The organism is Streptomyces sp. S.PNR 29 (assembly GCF_030386795.1).
Lineage (GTDB): Bacteria > Actinomycetota > Actinomycetes > Streptomycetales > Streptomycetaceae > Streptomyces.
In genome coordinates this window covers 160,263-174,286 of the sequence record NZ_JANUQM010000011.1, presented here as the reverse complement: position 1 = coordinate 174,286, position 14,024 = coordinate 160,263, and the positions used below count along the sequence as shown (strand labels likewise).

Annotated in this window: 11 protein-coding genes; 6 read left to right on the top strand and 5 right to left on the bottom strand. The window is 70.2% G+C overall.

What is annotated here, in order from left to right:
• Positions 1–47: 47 nt before the first annotated feature.
• From NW895_RS27960 to NW895_RS27950, 3 genes are read right to left on the bottom strand one after another with little or no spacing between them, the layout of a single operon-like run.
• Positions 48–1,190 (bottom strand): 2,3-butanediol dehydrogenase, encoded by a 1,143-nt coding sequence (locus NW895_RS27960; RefSeq protein ID WP_289938959.1) that lies wholly within the window; start codon positions 1,188–1,190, stop codon positions 48–50.
• Positions 1,191–1,207: 17 nt separating this feature from the next.
• Positions 1,208–2,557 (bottom strand): MFS transporter, encoded by a 1,350-nt coding sequence (locus tag NW895_RS27955; RefSeq protein ID WP_289938958.1) that lies wholly within the window; start codon positions 2,555–2,557, stop codon positions 1,208–1,210.
• Positions 2,558–2,588: 31 nt separating this feature from the next.
• On the bottom strand, positions 2,589–3,122 hold the full coding sequence (locus tag NW895_RS27950; RefSeq protein WP_289938957.1) for a 2,4'-dihydroxyacetophenone dioxygenase family protein: 534 nt from the start codon (positions 3,120–3,122) through the stop codon (positions 2,589–2,591).
• Positions 3,123–3,450: 328 nt separating this feature from the next.
• On the opposite strand from NW895_RS27950, the gene NW895_RS27945 reads away from it, so the two are divergent.
• From NW895_RS27945 to NW895_RS27930, 4 genes are read left to right on the top strand one after another with little or no spacing between them, the layout of a single operon-like run.
• On the top strand, positions 3,451–4,380 hold the full coding sequence (locus tag NW895_RS27945) for an ATP-binding cassette domain-containing protein (protein ID WP_289938956.1): 930 nt from the start codon (positions 3,451–3,453) through the stop codon (positions 4,378–4,380).
• Entirely contained in the window at positions 4,380–5,213 is an 834-nt protein-coding gene (locus tag NW895_RS27940) for an ABC transporter permease (RefSeq protein ID WP_289938955.1), read from the top strand. The genes NW895_RS27945 and NW895_RS27940 overlap by 1 nt, the downstream gene beginning before the upstream one ends.
• A gap of 24 nt (positions 5,214–5,237) precedes the next feature.
• The gene (locus NW895_RS27935) at positions 5,238–6,557 is read left to right on the top strand and encodes a histidine kinase (protein ID WP_289938954.1); all 1,320 of its coding nucleotides are present in this window, start codon (positions 5,238–5,240) and stop codon (positions 6,555–6,557) included.
• The gene (locus tag NW895_RS27930) at positions 6,554–7,222 is read left to right on the top strand and encodes a response regulator transcription factor (protein WP_289938953.1); all 669 of its coding nucleotides are present in this window, start codon (positions 6,554–6,556) and stop codon (positions 7,220–7,222) included. Before NW895_RS27935 ends, NW895_RS27930 begins: the two co-directional genes overlap by 4 nt.
• A 294-nt stretch (positions 7,223–7,516) precedes the next feature.
• On the opposite strand, the gene NW895_RS27925 is transcribed toward NW895_RS27930, so the two are convergent.
• Positions 7,517–8,182: a TetR/AcrR family transcriptional regulator gene (locus NW895_RS27925; protein WP_289938952.1), complete on the bottom strand. Its 666-nt coding sequence runs from the start codon at positions 8,180–8,182 to the stop codon at positions 7,517–7,519.
• A 290-nt stretch (positions 8,183–8,472) separates the two neighbouring features.
• Between NW895_RS27925 and NW895_RS27920 the strand changes: the two genes are divergently transcribed.
• Entirely contained in the window at positions 8,473–9,690 is a 1,218-nt protein-coding gene (locus NW895_RS27920) for an oxygenase MpaB family protein (RefSeq protein WP_289938951.1), read from the top strand.
• Between the two features lie 108 nt (positions 9,691–9,798).
• Positions 9,799–11,307, top strand: a complete 1,509-nt coding sequence (locus NW895_RS27915) for an MFS transporter (protein ID WP_289938950.1) — start codon at positions 9,799–9,801, stop codon at positions 11,305–11,307.
• A gap of 757 nt (positions 11,308–12,064) precedes the next feature.
• Here NW895_RS27915 and NW895_RS27910 read toward each other — a convergent pair.
• On the bottom strand, positions 12,065–13,942 hold the full coding sequence (locus NW895_RS27910; protein WP_289938948.1) for an RICIN domain-containing protein: 1,878 nt from the start codon (positions 13,940–13,942) through the stop codon (positions 12,065–12,067).
• Between the last annotated feature and the right edge of the window lie 82 nt (positions 13,943–14,024).

The following is a 14,024-nucleotide window of genomic DNA, read 5'->3' as shown; positions in this document are numbered from 1 at the left end:
GGGCGCGTCGGCCGGCCCACCCCCTGCACGATCGCGGTGAGCCGGGCTCAGCACCTCCTCCCGCGGTCCGAGGTCGTACGCGTCGCCGTCTCGGCTGACGCCGCGCAGGTGGCGAGGTGGTCGAGGCGGTCACGGTGTGCGGCGGGGTCGACCAGGATCTTGACCTGGTTTCCCGGACCGTCCAACAGCGCCTCGAAGCCATGGGGGACCAGAGCGTCGAGGGCGATGGTCGAGGTGACGACCGGTGTCAGGTCCAGCCCTCGCTCGGCGACGAGCCGGATGAGTTCCGGATAGGTGTCGCGGTAGCCGACGCTGGCGACGATCGACTGCTCGTTGTTGACCAGTGCGAAGGTGTCCAAGGACACCTGAGGGGCCAGACCGACGAGGACGACCCGGCCGCCGCGCCGAGTCGCGGCCAGGCAGGTGCGCAGGGCGCTCTCGGAGCCGACCACTTCGAACGCGACATCGACGCCCTCTCCGCCGGTCAGCTCACGGATACGCTCCCCGGCGCCCTCCTCCACGCCGGCGTCGACCAGATCGGTGGCGCCCAGCCCGGCGGCGCGGTGCAGGCGGGCCGGGGAGACGTCGACGGCGACGATGCGCCGCACGTTGCGTTCCGCGGCGAGCCGGACGGTGAGCAGGCCGACCGGGCCCAGGCCGACCACCGCCACTGTCTCGGGCAGGGCCCCGGCGCGCCGTAGGGCGTGCAGGGCGACCGAGGCCGGTTCGAAGAGCGCGGCCTGCTCCAGCGACACGGTCTCGGGGAGGCGGTGCGCCATGTAGGCGGGGACGGCCGCGTACTCGGCCATGCCGCCGTTCCCCATCAGCCCGGCGAACCCGAAGTGCCGGCAGATGTTGTACTCACCTGCCCGGCACCGTGGGCACGCCCCGCACCGGTAGTTCGGTTCGACGGCGACCCGGTCACCGATCGTCAGGCCGGTCACCGACGGCCCGAGGGCCGCCACCGTCCCGCAGAACTCGTGGCCGAGGACGAGCGGAGCTGTGACGCCGGAAGCCGGATGCGGCTCCGCGACGGGGATCGCGTGTGGTCCGTCGACGTACTCGTGCAGGTCGCTGCCGCAGATGCCGCAGTAGGCGACCTCGATGAGCACCTCGCCGCGCCCGGGTGTGGGAACGTCCACCTCGGCTATGCGGACGTCCTTGGCTCCGTACCAGACAGCGGCTCGCATACGCCGCGTGTCGGGCCTCATTCGGCCGCTCCCGCCACCATTGCGCCCGGGCCGACCGCAGCCTCGGCCCGCTCGGCCCGACGGCGCAGCACGCCCGGCGCGGTCTCCCGCAGGCCGAGGGAGAGCAGGACGACGGCGACGGCGCCGCCGGCGGAGATGAACATCGCCGTCTGCAGGCCCCAGACGTCCGACGCGCGCCCGGCGATCACCGGGGCGAGGAAGCCACCGGCCAGCTCGCCGACTCCCATGACCAGCCCGAGTGCGGTGGCCAGCGCGCCACGGGGCACTGTCTCGGCGGGGATGGTGGCCATGAACAGGGTGAAGCAGCCGAGCCCGGTGTAGGTGAGCACGACGACCAGGCCCAGCACCACCGGATCGGTGACGTAGACCACCGCGAGCGGACACAGGGCCGCTGTCGCGGAAAAGGCGATCATGGTCGGCTTGCGGCCCATGCGGTCGGAGACCGCCGGGGTCAGGAACCCCCACAGTACCCACCCCACTCCCAGGCAGGTCATGACGCCGCTCATGGTGCTCGGGGAGAGACCCTTGACGGTCAGCAGGTACGTAGGGGTGAAGGTGACGATGACGATGAACCAGGTCAGGTAGCAGCACGCGATCGCCATGCACAGGACGATGTTGCGGTGTCCCAGGACCTCCCGCACCGACGGCTTGGGGCCGGCCGTCGTCTCGGGGATGACCTCGGCATCGGCGGCGGCGACCTGGACCCGGCCGCCGGGTGGCACCTCCCTGACCGACTTCGCGATCCAGGCCGCGATGAGCAGACCAGGCACGATCGTCACGAGCAAGGCCGTGCGCCAGCCATGGAGCTCGGCCAGCCACACCACCGCCAGCGGGGCGAGGATCCCGCCCATCAGGCCTGCCGACGAGCCCTGGAGCAGCCCCATGTTGAGACCGCGACGGCTCTCCCGGGACGCCTCCACCATCAGTGACTGGGCCAGCGGGAGCACGGCACCCTCCGCCACGCCCATCAGGGCCCGGGCGACGAGCAGACCGAGGAAGCCGGTCATCAGCCCGCCCGCCGCGGAGAAGCAGGAGAAGAGGACCACCGCGGCGATCAGGATGGGTCTGCGTCTGCCGAGCTTGTCCGACAGATGGCCGGCGACCAGCCCGGACAGTGCCCATGTGAGGGCCAGCACTCCGGACAGTGTGCCCAGTTCGGTGTTGGAGAGGTGGAAGTCCTTGGCGATGTACGGGGCGAGGAAGGGCAACGCCTGGCGGTCGAAGAAGACGAATCCGAAGGCCAGGAAAAGGATCAGGAGCAGCCGGTTCTCATAGCGGCGGGCAGTGGTGTCGGTGGCCGCGGGCGCTTCTGCGTCGGGCCGCACACGGGTACGGATACGTGACATCGGAACCTCGTTCGGAGCGGCGGGACCGGGGTCACCGGAAGAGTGAGTTGACGTAGTCGGCACCGATGCCGACCTTCTCGTAGTGGTTCCTGCACAGCTCGATGTAGTCGTGGACATCGAAGTAGCCGGTGGTGTTGCCGTTCTCGTCCAGCCAGATCAGCGGGCCCTTGACGATGAAGAACGCCTTCATCGGCTCGTCGCTCTCGTAGGCCACCAGCGTGTGTCCCTCGCCGGGGGCCTCGTAGACGAAGTCACCGGCCCGCGCGGTCCAGGGCCGCTCCAGGTAGCCCCACTTGCCGGAGATCGTGTACGCGAACACCTCGTGCGGGTGGTAGTGCCGGTTGACGAGTCCGGCCTGCTTGGCGCAGAGGATGTCGGCCCAGGAGTTGTCCTTGACGTTGATCCACAGCGGGCGCGAGCCGACGGTCTCGCTGAGCGGTGCGTAGTACCGGTCGTCGTCGGTGGCCACCTGGGACAGATAGACCTCCGGTTGTGCGTCGGGCTTCACCGAGTCGGTGATCGGCTTGAGGCCCTTCCAGAATTCCGACCTGGCTTCCTCGGGCATGTTTCGGCTCCTTTTCGTCGAGGTGGCCGATAGTGAACCCCTAGAGCCGTGGCCAGGTCTTTCCCGTGGGAGACATGGCGCATTGCCCGTTTGGGACATGCGCCGTCTCCACGACCTGGAGTGCGCGACGGTGGGCCGGCTCCCCCGCCTACCCGCCGGGGTGTCATACCTGAGGCGTACCGGTGATCGGCGCCGAGTGGCACCGCCGTACCACTCGGGCGATCAAGTGTCCCCCGTGGTCCCAGGGTTCGCGCCGACTGCGCTTCTAACGTCGACGGCACAGGCCGCGGCGCCCGCCCGGCCGAGTCAGAGGGAGAGGCCCACACCCATGATCGAAGCGCGTGAGCTGACCAAACGGTACGGCGACAAGACCGTCGTCGACGAGTTGAGTTTCACCGTCAAGCCCGGTGAGGTCACCGGCTTCCTCGGCCCCAACGGTGCCGGCAAGTCCACCACGATGCGCATGATCGTCGGCCTGGACTCCCCCACCAAGGGCTCGGTGACGGTCAACGGCACGTCGTACGCGAAGCACATGGCACCGCTGCACGAGATCGGCACCCTGCTGGAGGCCAAGTCCGTCCACCCCGGCCGCAGCGCGTTCAACCATCTGATGGCGCTCGCCCACACGCACGGCATCCCGCGCCGCCGGGTCGAGGAGGTCATCGAACTGGCCGGGCTGACCAGCGTGGCCGGCAAGCGGGTCGGGGCCTTCTCGCTCGGCATGGGCCAGCGGCTCGGTATCGCGGCGGCCCTGCTCGGCGATCCCGCGATCGTCATGCTCGACGAGCCGGTCAACGGCCTCGACCCCGAGGGTGTCCTGTGGGTGCGCAACTTGCTGCGCTCGCTGGCCGACGAGGGCCGGGCGGTCATGCTCTCCTCGCACCTGATGAGCGAGACCGCGCTGATCGCCGACCATCTGGTGATCATCGGGCGCGGTCGGTTGCTCGCGGACACCACCGTCGACGACTTCACCCGGGAGGCGAGCGGCGGCGGCGTGAAGGTCGCCTCCGCCGATGCCGCCAGGCTGCGCTCGCTGCTGGCGGGCCCGGACGTGTCGATCTCCTCCTCGTCCGCTGAGGAACTCCTGGTCTCCGGGCGCGACGCCCGGGAGATCGGGCGGATCGCGGCCGAGCACGGGGTGGCGTTGTACGAGCTCACCCCGCAGGCCGTCTCGTTGGAGGCGGCGTTCATGGACCTGACCAGGGACGAAGTCGAGTACCAGAGCCATCCCGGCGAGACCGAGCGAAAGGCAGCCTGATGACGGTCACCGAACTCTCCCCCGCCCGGGCAGGCACCCGGGCCTACAAGGTCACCGGTCCGCGGGTGCTGCGCGCGGAGTGGGCCAAGTTCTGGTCGCTGCGCTCCAGTTGGATCACCCTCGCCGTCGCCGTGGTCCTGCTGGTCGCCCTCGGCGCGATCGCCTCCGCCACCTACAGCCCCGACACCGCCGGCCAGGACGGACCGCCCGGACCCGGCTCAGGCGCCCAGGACGCGATCGGCCTCGCCCTGCTCGGGGTGACCTTCACGTCGCTGGCCGTCGGTGTGCTCGGCGTCCTGTTGTCGGCCGGCGAGTACACCACCGGCATGATCCGCTCCACCCTCACCGCCGTTCCCCGCCGCCTGCCGGTCCTGTGGTCCAAGGCTGCCGTGATCGGCCCCGTCGTCCTGGTCCTGACCACGCTCGGCGCCCTGGCCGCGTTCCAGCTGGGCACCGTGGGTCTGGACGGCGAGAAGATCGCCCTGTCCCTGGGCGACGACGGTGTGCTGCGCAGCCTGGTCGGTGCCGGCCTCTACCTCGCCCTGGTCGCCGTCGCGGGTGTGGGCCTGGGCATGCTGCTGCGCTCCAGCGCCGGGGCGATCGCGGTCCTGGTCGGCGTCCTGCTCATCCTCCCGGGCCTGGCCTCCCTGCTGCCCGACTCCCTCTACGACACCGTCAACCCCTACTTCCCCGGCAACGCGGGCTCGGCGATGTACGCCCTGCACCAGTCCTCCGACGCCCTCTCCCCCGGAGCGGGACTCGCCGTCTTCGCCGGGTGGGTGGCCCTCACCCTCGCCGGAGCTGCCTGGCGGCTCCTCAAGAGCGACGCCTGAGCGGCGGTGCGAGACAGTGGGATCATGAGACAGGCCCCCGCGACCATCGCCCGGAGGACGGCCGCCGCGCCGTCCTCCGGGCTCGCCGACGCCTGGGCACACCCGGTCCTGGGCCGGATACTGCGCGGTCGGAGCGCCCGACGCCGACTGGACCAGCGGCATCCCTGGGTGCTCGACACCGCGGTCGTCCTCGTCGTCGCCCTGCTCAGCCTGCCCGATCTGCTCTCCCGCAGCCGCCAGGGCCCCTTCGGGGACACGACGGACCCCAGCCACTTGCCAATGCCGGTGCTGGTTGCCTTCGCCGTCGCGCTCGTCGTACCGCTGTGGTGGCGCCGCAGGGCCCCAGAGATCACGTACTGGGTGATCTCCGCGGTGTTGCTGGCTCAGTGGTCGCTGGGTGTGTGGCAGCAGACCGGCATGCCCGCGCTCATCGCCCTCTACAGCCTTGCCCTGCACGGATCACTGCGCGTGCTCGGCTGGGCCGCCGCCCTCACCGCGGCCGAATTGGCCCTGGCGGTAGGGCTGCTGGCCCCTGTCGAGCACCCGTTCCTCGGTCTCTTCTTCCTGATGGGCACGGCGACGGCGGCCATCGCCGTCGGCCTGACGCTGCGGATCCGCCGCCTCTACCTCGCGGCACTGGAGGACCGGGCCGCACGCCTGGAGATCGAGCAGGACCAGCGCATCCGGCTCACCACCGCCGCCGAACGCACCCGCATCGCCCGCGAGATGCACGACATCGTCGGCCACAACCTCTCCGTCATGGTCAGCGTCGCCGACGGCGCCGCCACCCTCGCCGCCAACCGCGGCGAGACGTCCGCCGAAGCCCTGCGCATCCTCGCCGACACCGGCCGCCAGGCGATGAGCGAACTCCGGCGGGTCCTCGGCGTGCTGCGCGAAGAGCGGGGCCCTGAAGAGGACGAACGGCTGCTCGGCCCCCAGCCCGGCATCCGGGACCTGGACCCATTGCTGACGCGCGTGCGAGCGGCGGGGCTGCCCGTGACCTACCGGACGACGGGCGACCTCGACGCCCTCGGCAGCGGCGTTCAGCTCACCGTGTACCGCATCGTCCAGGAAGCCCTCACCAACACCCTCAAACACGCCGGCCCGGGCGCCACGGCCGACGTCACCGTCATCAAGGACGCCGACACCGTGCACATCAAGGTCGCCGACACCGGCGCGGCCGCCGTCGGCGCGCGGTCCGGCGACGCCGGGCACGGCCTCGTCGGCATCCGCCAGCGGGCCGCCATGTACGGCGGTACCGTCACCCTCGGCCCGCGTGCCGCCGGCCACGGCTGGCTCGTCGATGTGGTCCTCGACGTACCCCCAGGAGATCATCAGTCATGACCACCGTCCTCATCGCCGACGACCAGCCCCTGCAACGCATGGGCGTGCGCATGCTGTTGGAGGGCACCCCCGGCCTGACCCCGGTCGGTGAGGCGGCACACGGCGCCGAGGCCGTCCGCATGGCCGCCGAACTGCGCCCCGACGTCGTCCTCATGGACATCCGCATGCCCGGCATGGACGGCATCGAGGCCACCCGTCGCATCATCGCCGCGGGCGGCCGTACCCGCGTCCTCATCGTCACCACTTTCGACCTCGACGAGTACGCCTACGAAGGCCTGCGCGCCGGTGCCGGCGGCTTCCTGCTCAAGGACGCCCGCCCCGAGGAACTCGTCGCCGGCATCCACGCGGTCGCCACCGGCGACGCCGTCGTCTCCCCCCGCCTCACCCGTCGCCTCCTGGACGCCTACACCCACCGGGTCCTGGCCCCCGCGGACAGGCCACCCGCCGAGGACCCCCGCCTGAAGACCCTCACCGACCGCGAACGCGAAGTCCTCGTCGCCATCGGCCAGGGCTGGACCAACACCGAGATCGCCGAGCGCCTCGTCCTGACCGAATCCACCGTCAAGAAGCACGTCGGCCGCGTCCTCGCCAAGATCGGCGCCCGCGACCGCATCCAGGCCGTCATCACGGCGTACGACACCGGTCTGGTCAGAGCCAAGTCGTAGCCGGCCGAGGCTGCCGCGGGCTTCTCCGATCCGTCAGCCGCGGGCCGGAGCGGACGTCGACATCCGGATACCCGGCACCGCTGGTCACCGGTGCCACGGGCCTGTAGGAGGACGGCCGTCGACGGCGACGATCCGGCCGGTGGCCTGACGGCGTCCGTGCCGAGCGGGGACGGCATGGCCCTCATGGACGGGCGAGCCGGCCGTCGGGGCCGGCTGCAGCGGGTAGCCCCGGCCGATCTGTGCGTCGAGCCCGATACGGGCTCCAAGATCCGCCGGACGGGCACCCGGCCGAGCTCACCGGTCCCTTGGCGCCCCCGTCGCGAGCAGTCCGTTGACCACGAGCGTCGCCAGCGCCTCCGCTGTGTCCGTGAGCTGCTGTGACGAGGCGGATTCCGGTCGGCCGAGGCGCCGCGCCAGAGGGCCCTCCACCATTCCCGCGACGGGCGGGATGACAGCGAAGAACAGCACGTCCTTCGGAATGGGCGCCATGCGTCCGAAGGCGACGAGCCGCTCGATGCTGGGCGTCATGAGCTGAAGGGTCGGCGCGATGAAGCGCTCGTACAGGTAGTCCAGCCGTTCGGTGTCCCGGGACGACTCGTCGACGAAGACGCGTCCGATCAACGGCGTGTCCGCCGCGGCGCGGTAGAAGCCGGTGACGATCCGGCGCAGCCGCTCGGCGTCGTCGATCCCGGAATCCGCCTGGAGCAGGCTCTCCACTTGCGGGCCCAGCGCATGGTCCATGACCGCACGCCAGAAGGCCGCCTTCGAGCCGTACCGGTCGTTGATGAAGTTGTGGCTGACGCCCAGGCGGCGGGCCAGTTCACGTGCGGAGGCACGGTCGTAGCCCAGCTCCGCGAAGGCCTCGAGGCCCCGCTGGAGGATGCTCTCCTCCCCGGGCACCGCCGGGGTGCCGGTCCCTGGGCGCCCCGGCCGCCTGACGGACTCGGTTCGTACTCCCATCACTGCCTCCATGACTGCTGGTTCGAGCCTGCGCGGCGTGCACCTCACAGGGGTCGTGCGTCGGCGTCGCGCTCTTCCCGAAAAGACCTGCCTCGGCTGCCTGCGAGGGTTGCCCGCCGTCCGGCCCTTCTGGGTCACGAGAAACAAGCTTACTTGACACCTGTCAGATTGCCTCTAATCTGACAGGTGTCAGACGTTGTTCGTGCCGGACATCCCCACCTCCCCGACCGAGTCGGGAACTGAGTGCGTCCGACGCCCTGGTCGCACCTTCTCGGAAGCGAGAGAGCCACATGACCGCGAACCACACCCCCCACACACCCTCCGAGCGAGTGATCGCCCTCGAAGCGGTGGGCCGTCGGCCCTCCGTGAAGGCCGACCGCATGGCTCCGCTGCTCACCGCCGGAGATCCGCTCGCCGACGCCGTCATCGCCGAACTGGACCTCTACGGCCCCAAGGCGCGGCAGGCTCTCGACGCCGGTCTGAGGAAAGGGCTGGCAGGTCTCGACGAGCGGCCCCCGAAAGCCGTGGCCGCGCTGCTGAAGCAGGTGGAGACGACCCCTTCCTGGGTCGACCCTCTGATGCTCCACCGCGGCGACACCGTGAGCCTGTCCGTCCCGCCCCTGTGGTTCGGTCTCTGTGTGATCACCAGTGCGCTCGCTCACACCTACGCCTGCCCGGCCACCGCACGGCTGCTGATGCGAACCGACAGGCCGACGCCGACCGTGTCGCGCCGGCTCGCGCAGACCGGGGTGTGGGCACGGCAGACCATCCGGCCGGGCGGGCTGCTGCGCGGCGGGCCCGGGTACGTGGCCACCGTCGAGGCCCGGCTGCGTCACGCCCGCATGCGGGCCGCCTCCCTCACGGACTGGGACATGGGCCTCCCGGGTCTGCCGATCGGCCAGCTCGACATGGCACGCACCTGGCTCGGCTTCACCCTCACCGCCTTCCAGGCCCTGGCGGCCGTCGGCATCGACATCACTGCCGAGGAGGAGAGGCACCTCTACCGGTACTGGTCCTACGTCGCCCATCTCCTCGGGCTCGACGAGCGCCTGTACAAGGACGTCACCGACCACGCCGGCGCCCGCCACCTGCAGGACCTGCTGAACACCATGACGGCCGCACCCGATGACACCTCACGCGCTGCGACGGCCGCCGTGATCGGCGCACAGGCCCGTGCGACGGCTCACGCGCCGGGCGCGGTCCTGTCCGAGGAGCAACTGGAAGACCTCATCCACTGCGTGCTGCGGCGGTCCCTCGGGAGCACCGCAGCAGACCGGCTGGGCATCCCCGACGTCCCGGCCGCGACCGACCTCATGCCCCTGATCAGCACCTTGAACCGGCAGGCCCGGTACTGGCAGACCTTCTCCCCCGCCTCGGCGCAGGCAGCCCGCCGACAGGCCGCCGGAGAGCCCGGGCCCGCATCGCAACCGATCGCGGCTGTTCTTCCCCTCGGTGTCGCTCTTCAGCGCCGTGCGGGAGTCCGTCGCTCAGGTACGCCGGCGGCCTGACGGCTACGCGATCACCGACCGCATCACGTGACGAGCTCCAACGAAGCAGCCGTCCGCATCACATCACCGCACCTTCTGCTCCTTGAGCACTTCTCTGGAGACTTCGTCATGTCACAAACGTCCCTCGACACACCGGCCACGGCCGCCGTGTCCCCGCTCCCGTCCTCCGGCGCACCACCTCGCCATCGCTGGTGGATCCTCACCGTCATCGGCGTAGCCCAGCTCATGGTGGTGCTCGACTCGACGATCGTGAACATCGCCCTGCCCTCGGCCCAGAAGGATCTGGGCTTCTCCGACGGCGACCGGCAGTGGGTCGTCACCGCCTACGCCCTCGCCTTCGGCAGCCTGCTGCTGCTCGGCGGACGCATAGCCGACCTGTTCGGCCGCAAGATCACCTTCCTGGTCGGACTGGTCGGCTTCGCCGGGGCTTCCGCCTTGGGCGGCGCCGCGAACAGCTTCGAGATGCTGGTCGCCGCGCGCGTCGGCCAGGGCCTGTTCGGGGCCCTGCTCGCCCCGGCCGCCATGTCGCTGCTGACCACGACGTTCACCGACCCCAAGGAACGCGCCAGGGCCTTCGGTGTCTACGGCGCCATCGCCGGCGCCGGCGGTGCCATCGGCCTGCTGCTCGGCGGTGTGCTCACCGAGCACCTCGACTGGCGCTGGACCCTCTACGTCAACCTCGTCTTCGCCGGTGCGGCGTTCTTCGGAGGTGCCCTCCTTCTGCGCCGTACCACCCGCGACAAGACCACCAGCCTGGACATCCCCGGCGCCATCCTCGTCGGCGGCGGCCTGTTCAGCCTGGTCTACGGCTTCGCCAACGCCGAGAGTCATGACTGGAGTTCGCCGCAGACATGGGGCTGGCTGGTCGCCGGAGTCGTCCTGCTCGCCGCGTTCACCGTGTGGCAGACCAGGTCCTCCCATCCCCTGCTGCCCCTGCGCGTGCTGCTCGACCGCAACCGCGGCGCCTCCTTCATCGCCGTGCTGATCAGCGGCGCCGGCATGTTCGGAGTGTTCCTCTTCCTCACGTACTACCTGCAGCAGAGCCTCGGCTACACGCCCATCGAGACCGGGCTGGCCTTCCTGCCCATGACCGGCGCGCTGGTGATCAGCTCCACCCTCGCGACCAGCGTGCTGATCCCCCGCGTCGGCCCCAAGCCGGTGGTCCCGCTCGGCATGGGCCTGGCCGCCACCGGCATGGTCTGGATGACCGCCCTCGACCTGCACAGCTCCTACGTCACGGACATCCTGCCGACTCTGGTCGTGGTGGGTCTCGGCCTCGGCCTGGTGATGCCCCCTGGCATGAGCCTGGCCGTCACAGGCGTGGACGCCGAGCACTCCGGGGTCGCCTCCGCCACCGTCAACGCCATGATGCAGGTCGGCGGCTCGATCGGCACCGCCCTGCTCAACACCCTCGCCACCAGCGCCGCCACCGACTATCTGACCGGCAAGGACCCCAGGGACCTCGCCGTGCAGGCCCATGCGGGCCTGGAGGCCTACTCCACCGCCTACTGGTGGTCGGCCGTGTTCTTCGCCGTCGGCCTGGTCATCAGCGTCATCCTCTACCGACGCGGCGTACCGGAGCAGGACCCTGACGCCGCCCGCGTCGTACACATGTGACGTCCGGGCAAGGGCCGAACCGACCTCGTGTACCGGGTCGGTTCGGCCCTTTCGGCGCTCCGGCGCCGCCCGCCCTCTGGCGTCACGGCCTTCGCCCGGCAGGCCGTCCACCGCGGGCCGGCACCGAACAACCTTGTCACCACCTGCGGCCGCTGAGCACTGCCACACGGACACGCTCTCCCGAACGGATGAACAGGCAAGACACGCCAGACCACGCGGTACAGCGCAGACGCAGCCGCCGCCTGATGGTGGGCACGACCGCAGGGCCGCCCGTCCCCTCGAGGGGTCGAATCGCCATCAGCCGGCGTCTGTCGAGCCGAGCCGTCCGGCACGATCTCGATCTGCTCCAAGAACGGGCGCTCACGCCGCCGGCGGTCCCCACCGACGGCGGCTGGCGCCGGCAGGCCCGCACCGAATACCGACGCGGGTCCAGTTCGCACCACACTGACCCGTGTGACGCGATCCGGTGAGGCGGGCCCAGGGCGCGGTGGTAGCCGATCTCGGTCCTGTTCCACTACTGCGGAGTGCCGCCGCCAGTGGACCAGTTGCCGCCGCACTGCGCAACCACCACGGTCGCACGGCTGTCCTGGCACCGCGACGCGCCGCCGCTCGTTTCCCCACCGCCCAGTCACCCGACCGGCATTGAAGAGTGGCCCGCCCAAAGCTTCCGCAATCGACGTCCCTGAACAGTCACATGTCCGTTCCGGCCCCACCGACGACGCGGTGGGGCCGGAACGCGTGGGTCTGACGATTCGGCTCAGCTCATGCCCTGCAGGCGCCAGATCTGGTTGCGCTTGTTGGTGAGGGCGCTTGCGGGGTCGCAGGTCCACTGGTGGATCTTCGCGCCGGGGGCGGTGGAGATCTCGCTGACGTCGACGCACTTGCCGCTGTGGACGGCGACGAGCTGGTAGTCCTTGCTGTTGCCCAGTGCGGTCACCGGGCGCAGGGTGAACTGCTGGTTGGGGCTGTTGGTGCAGGTGTACTGGATGACGGCGGCTTCGTTCGCGGTGGAAGCGCCCGCCACATCCAGGCACTTGCCGCTGTGCTGGTTGACGATGGTGTAGGTGTCGGCCTTGCCGGCGACCGGCTTCAGGTCGAGCATCTGCTGGTAGCCGCCCTCGCAGTGGTACTGCTGGTACTGCGTGCCGTTGGCGGTGGACAAGTTGGTGTCGTCCAGGCACTGGCCACTGTGCTGAGCCACCGCGACCGTGGAGATCGTGGTGTTCGACGGCGGGAGCAGGGTCACCGTGTAGCCGTCCCTGGAGTCCGTCCACGGCACCGTGACCGAAGCGGAGTTGCTGCTCACGGTCAGAGCCTGGTCGGAAACCGTCACCGGACCACTCACGGCACCGCCGTTGTTGTGGGGGATGCGCTGCACGACCGCGCGGACCCGGCCGTTCTCCACCACACTCGTGGTGTCGAGGCGACTGAGATTGACAGTGACGTTGCCCGTGTTGCCGTTGCTGCCCAGCAGAATCTTGGCGTTCCTGGCCGTGTTGTCCTTCGTCGCCAGGCCGTCGGTGTTGGTGCCCGGGACGAAGTTGACGACATTGCCGGTCTGGGAACCGTAGTACCGGTAGAGGAACCACTCGCCCAGCGGCAGGTACTGAGTACCGGTCTTGGTCAGCAGATTCGCCTGGAAGTCGTGCAGGCCGGCCCCCATGGCCCAGTTCGCCCGCAACCCATCGGCACCGGCCCGCTCCAGACGGGAGATGTACCAGCCACCACGACCCGGCGTCTGCTCGCCAGTGTTGGCGTACTCGTTCACCTGGAACGGACGACTGGTGGTCATCGACCGGGCAGCCAGCTTCGACTTGACCGCGTTCGAGTCCGCGACCGGGTCACCGGGCAGGTCGTGCCAGCTGTAGACGTCCGGCTCGACCTTGTTGGCCTTGACGTAGTCCAAGAACGCGTCCCACCAGGTGGAGCCAGTCGACCCGGGCTTGTTGGCCGTGCTGGCGCCGACGATCACCGCGTTCGGGAAGGCCGCGCGGATCCGCTGGTAGGACCGCTTCCACATCTCCAGGTACTGGGCCTGAGACCGTCCCCAGAAGAGAGTGGTATCGGGTTCGTTCCAGATGTCCCACATGACATCGGTCATGCCGGCCGCCTTCGCATCGGCGAGGAGGCGGTCGTAGAAGGCGTCGAGCTGGGACCAGTCGCCGTTGTCACCCGGGAACGTGGGACTGGTGGTGCCGTCGGCGCCCCACAGGTCGTGCGGCAGGATGACGAACGTCCCGCCCAGCGACTTGGTGCGCTGGTACTGGGCGCGGGTGGAGTTCCACCGGCGGTCGTACTTGCCGGCGACCCAGCCGCCGGGGTTGTCGAGCTGAGCGCCGCCGGCCCGCATGAACTTCCACTTGATGTCCTTGTAGAAGTGCTCCTGGGGCAGCGAGCCGTTCTCGGACATTCCGTAGATCGTGCCCGAGGCGCCGTAGCCGGGGGCTTCTCCGGCGGTGGCGAAGTCGACGGTGACGCTGGTGTCGATGGCATGGGCGCTGGTGGCGGGCAGGGCGACGGCCGCGAGCGACGCCAGCAGTGCCGAGAACGCGGTGGCCGTCCGAACGCCGCGGCGTCCCGGCGGGACAGGTCTGCCGCTGCGTTCCGGCGGGGGGACTGTGCGGGGTTCGAGCATGGGGGATCTCCCGGTGTGCGTGCTGCCTGGGCCAACGGGCCGCCCAGGACGTCTTCATCCGCCTGTGCGGTCGGTGGATTGG

Bases quoted from the DNA above. Each gene is read 5' to 3' on its own strand.
- NW895_RS27960 (WP_289938959.1), bottom strand. From the start codon at position 1,190: ATGCGAGCCGCTGTCTGGTACGGAGCCAAGGACGTCCGCATAGCCGAG.
- NW895_RS27955 (WP_289938958.1), bottom strand. From the start codon at position 2,557: ATGTCACGTATCCGTACCCGTGTGCGGCCCGACGCAGAAGCGCCCGCG.
- NW895_RS27950 (WP_289938957.1), bottom strand. From the start codon at position 3,122: ATGCCCGAGGAAGCCAGGTCGGAATTCTGGAAGGGCCTCAAGCCGATC.
- NW895_RS27945 (WP_289938956.1), top strand. From the start codon at position 3,451: ATGATCGAAGCGCGTGAGCTGACCAAACGGTACGGCGACAAGACCGTC.
- NW895_RS27940 (WP_289938955.1), top strand. From the start codon at position 4,380: ATGACGGTCACCGAACTCTCCCCCGCCCGGGCAGGCACCCGGGCCTAC.
- NW895_RS27935 (WP_289938954.1), top strand. From the start codon at position 5,238: ATGAGACAGGCCCCCGCGACCATCGCCCGGAGGACGGCCGCCGCGCCG.
- NW895_RS27930 (WP_289938953.1), top strand. From the start codon at position 6,554: ATGACCACCGTCCTCATCGCCGACGACCAGCCCCTGCAACGCATGGGC.
- NW895_RS27925 (WP_289938952.1), bottom strand. From the start codon at position 8,182: ATGGGAGTACGAACCGAGTCCGTCAGGCGGCCGGGGCGCCCAGGGACC.
- NW895_RS27920 (WP_289938951.1), top strand. From the start codon at position 8,473: ATGACCGCGAACCACACCCCCCACACACCCTCCGAGCGAGTGATCGCC.
- NW895_RS27915 (WP_289938950.1), top strand. From the start codon at position 9,799: ATGTCACAAACGTCCCTCGACACACCGGCCACGGCCGCCGTGTCCCCG.
- NW895_RS27910 (WP_289938948.1), bottom strand. From the start codon at position 13,942: ATGCTCGAACCCCGCACAGTCCCCCCGCCGGAACGCAGCGGCAGACCT.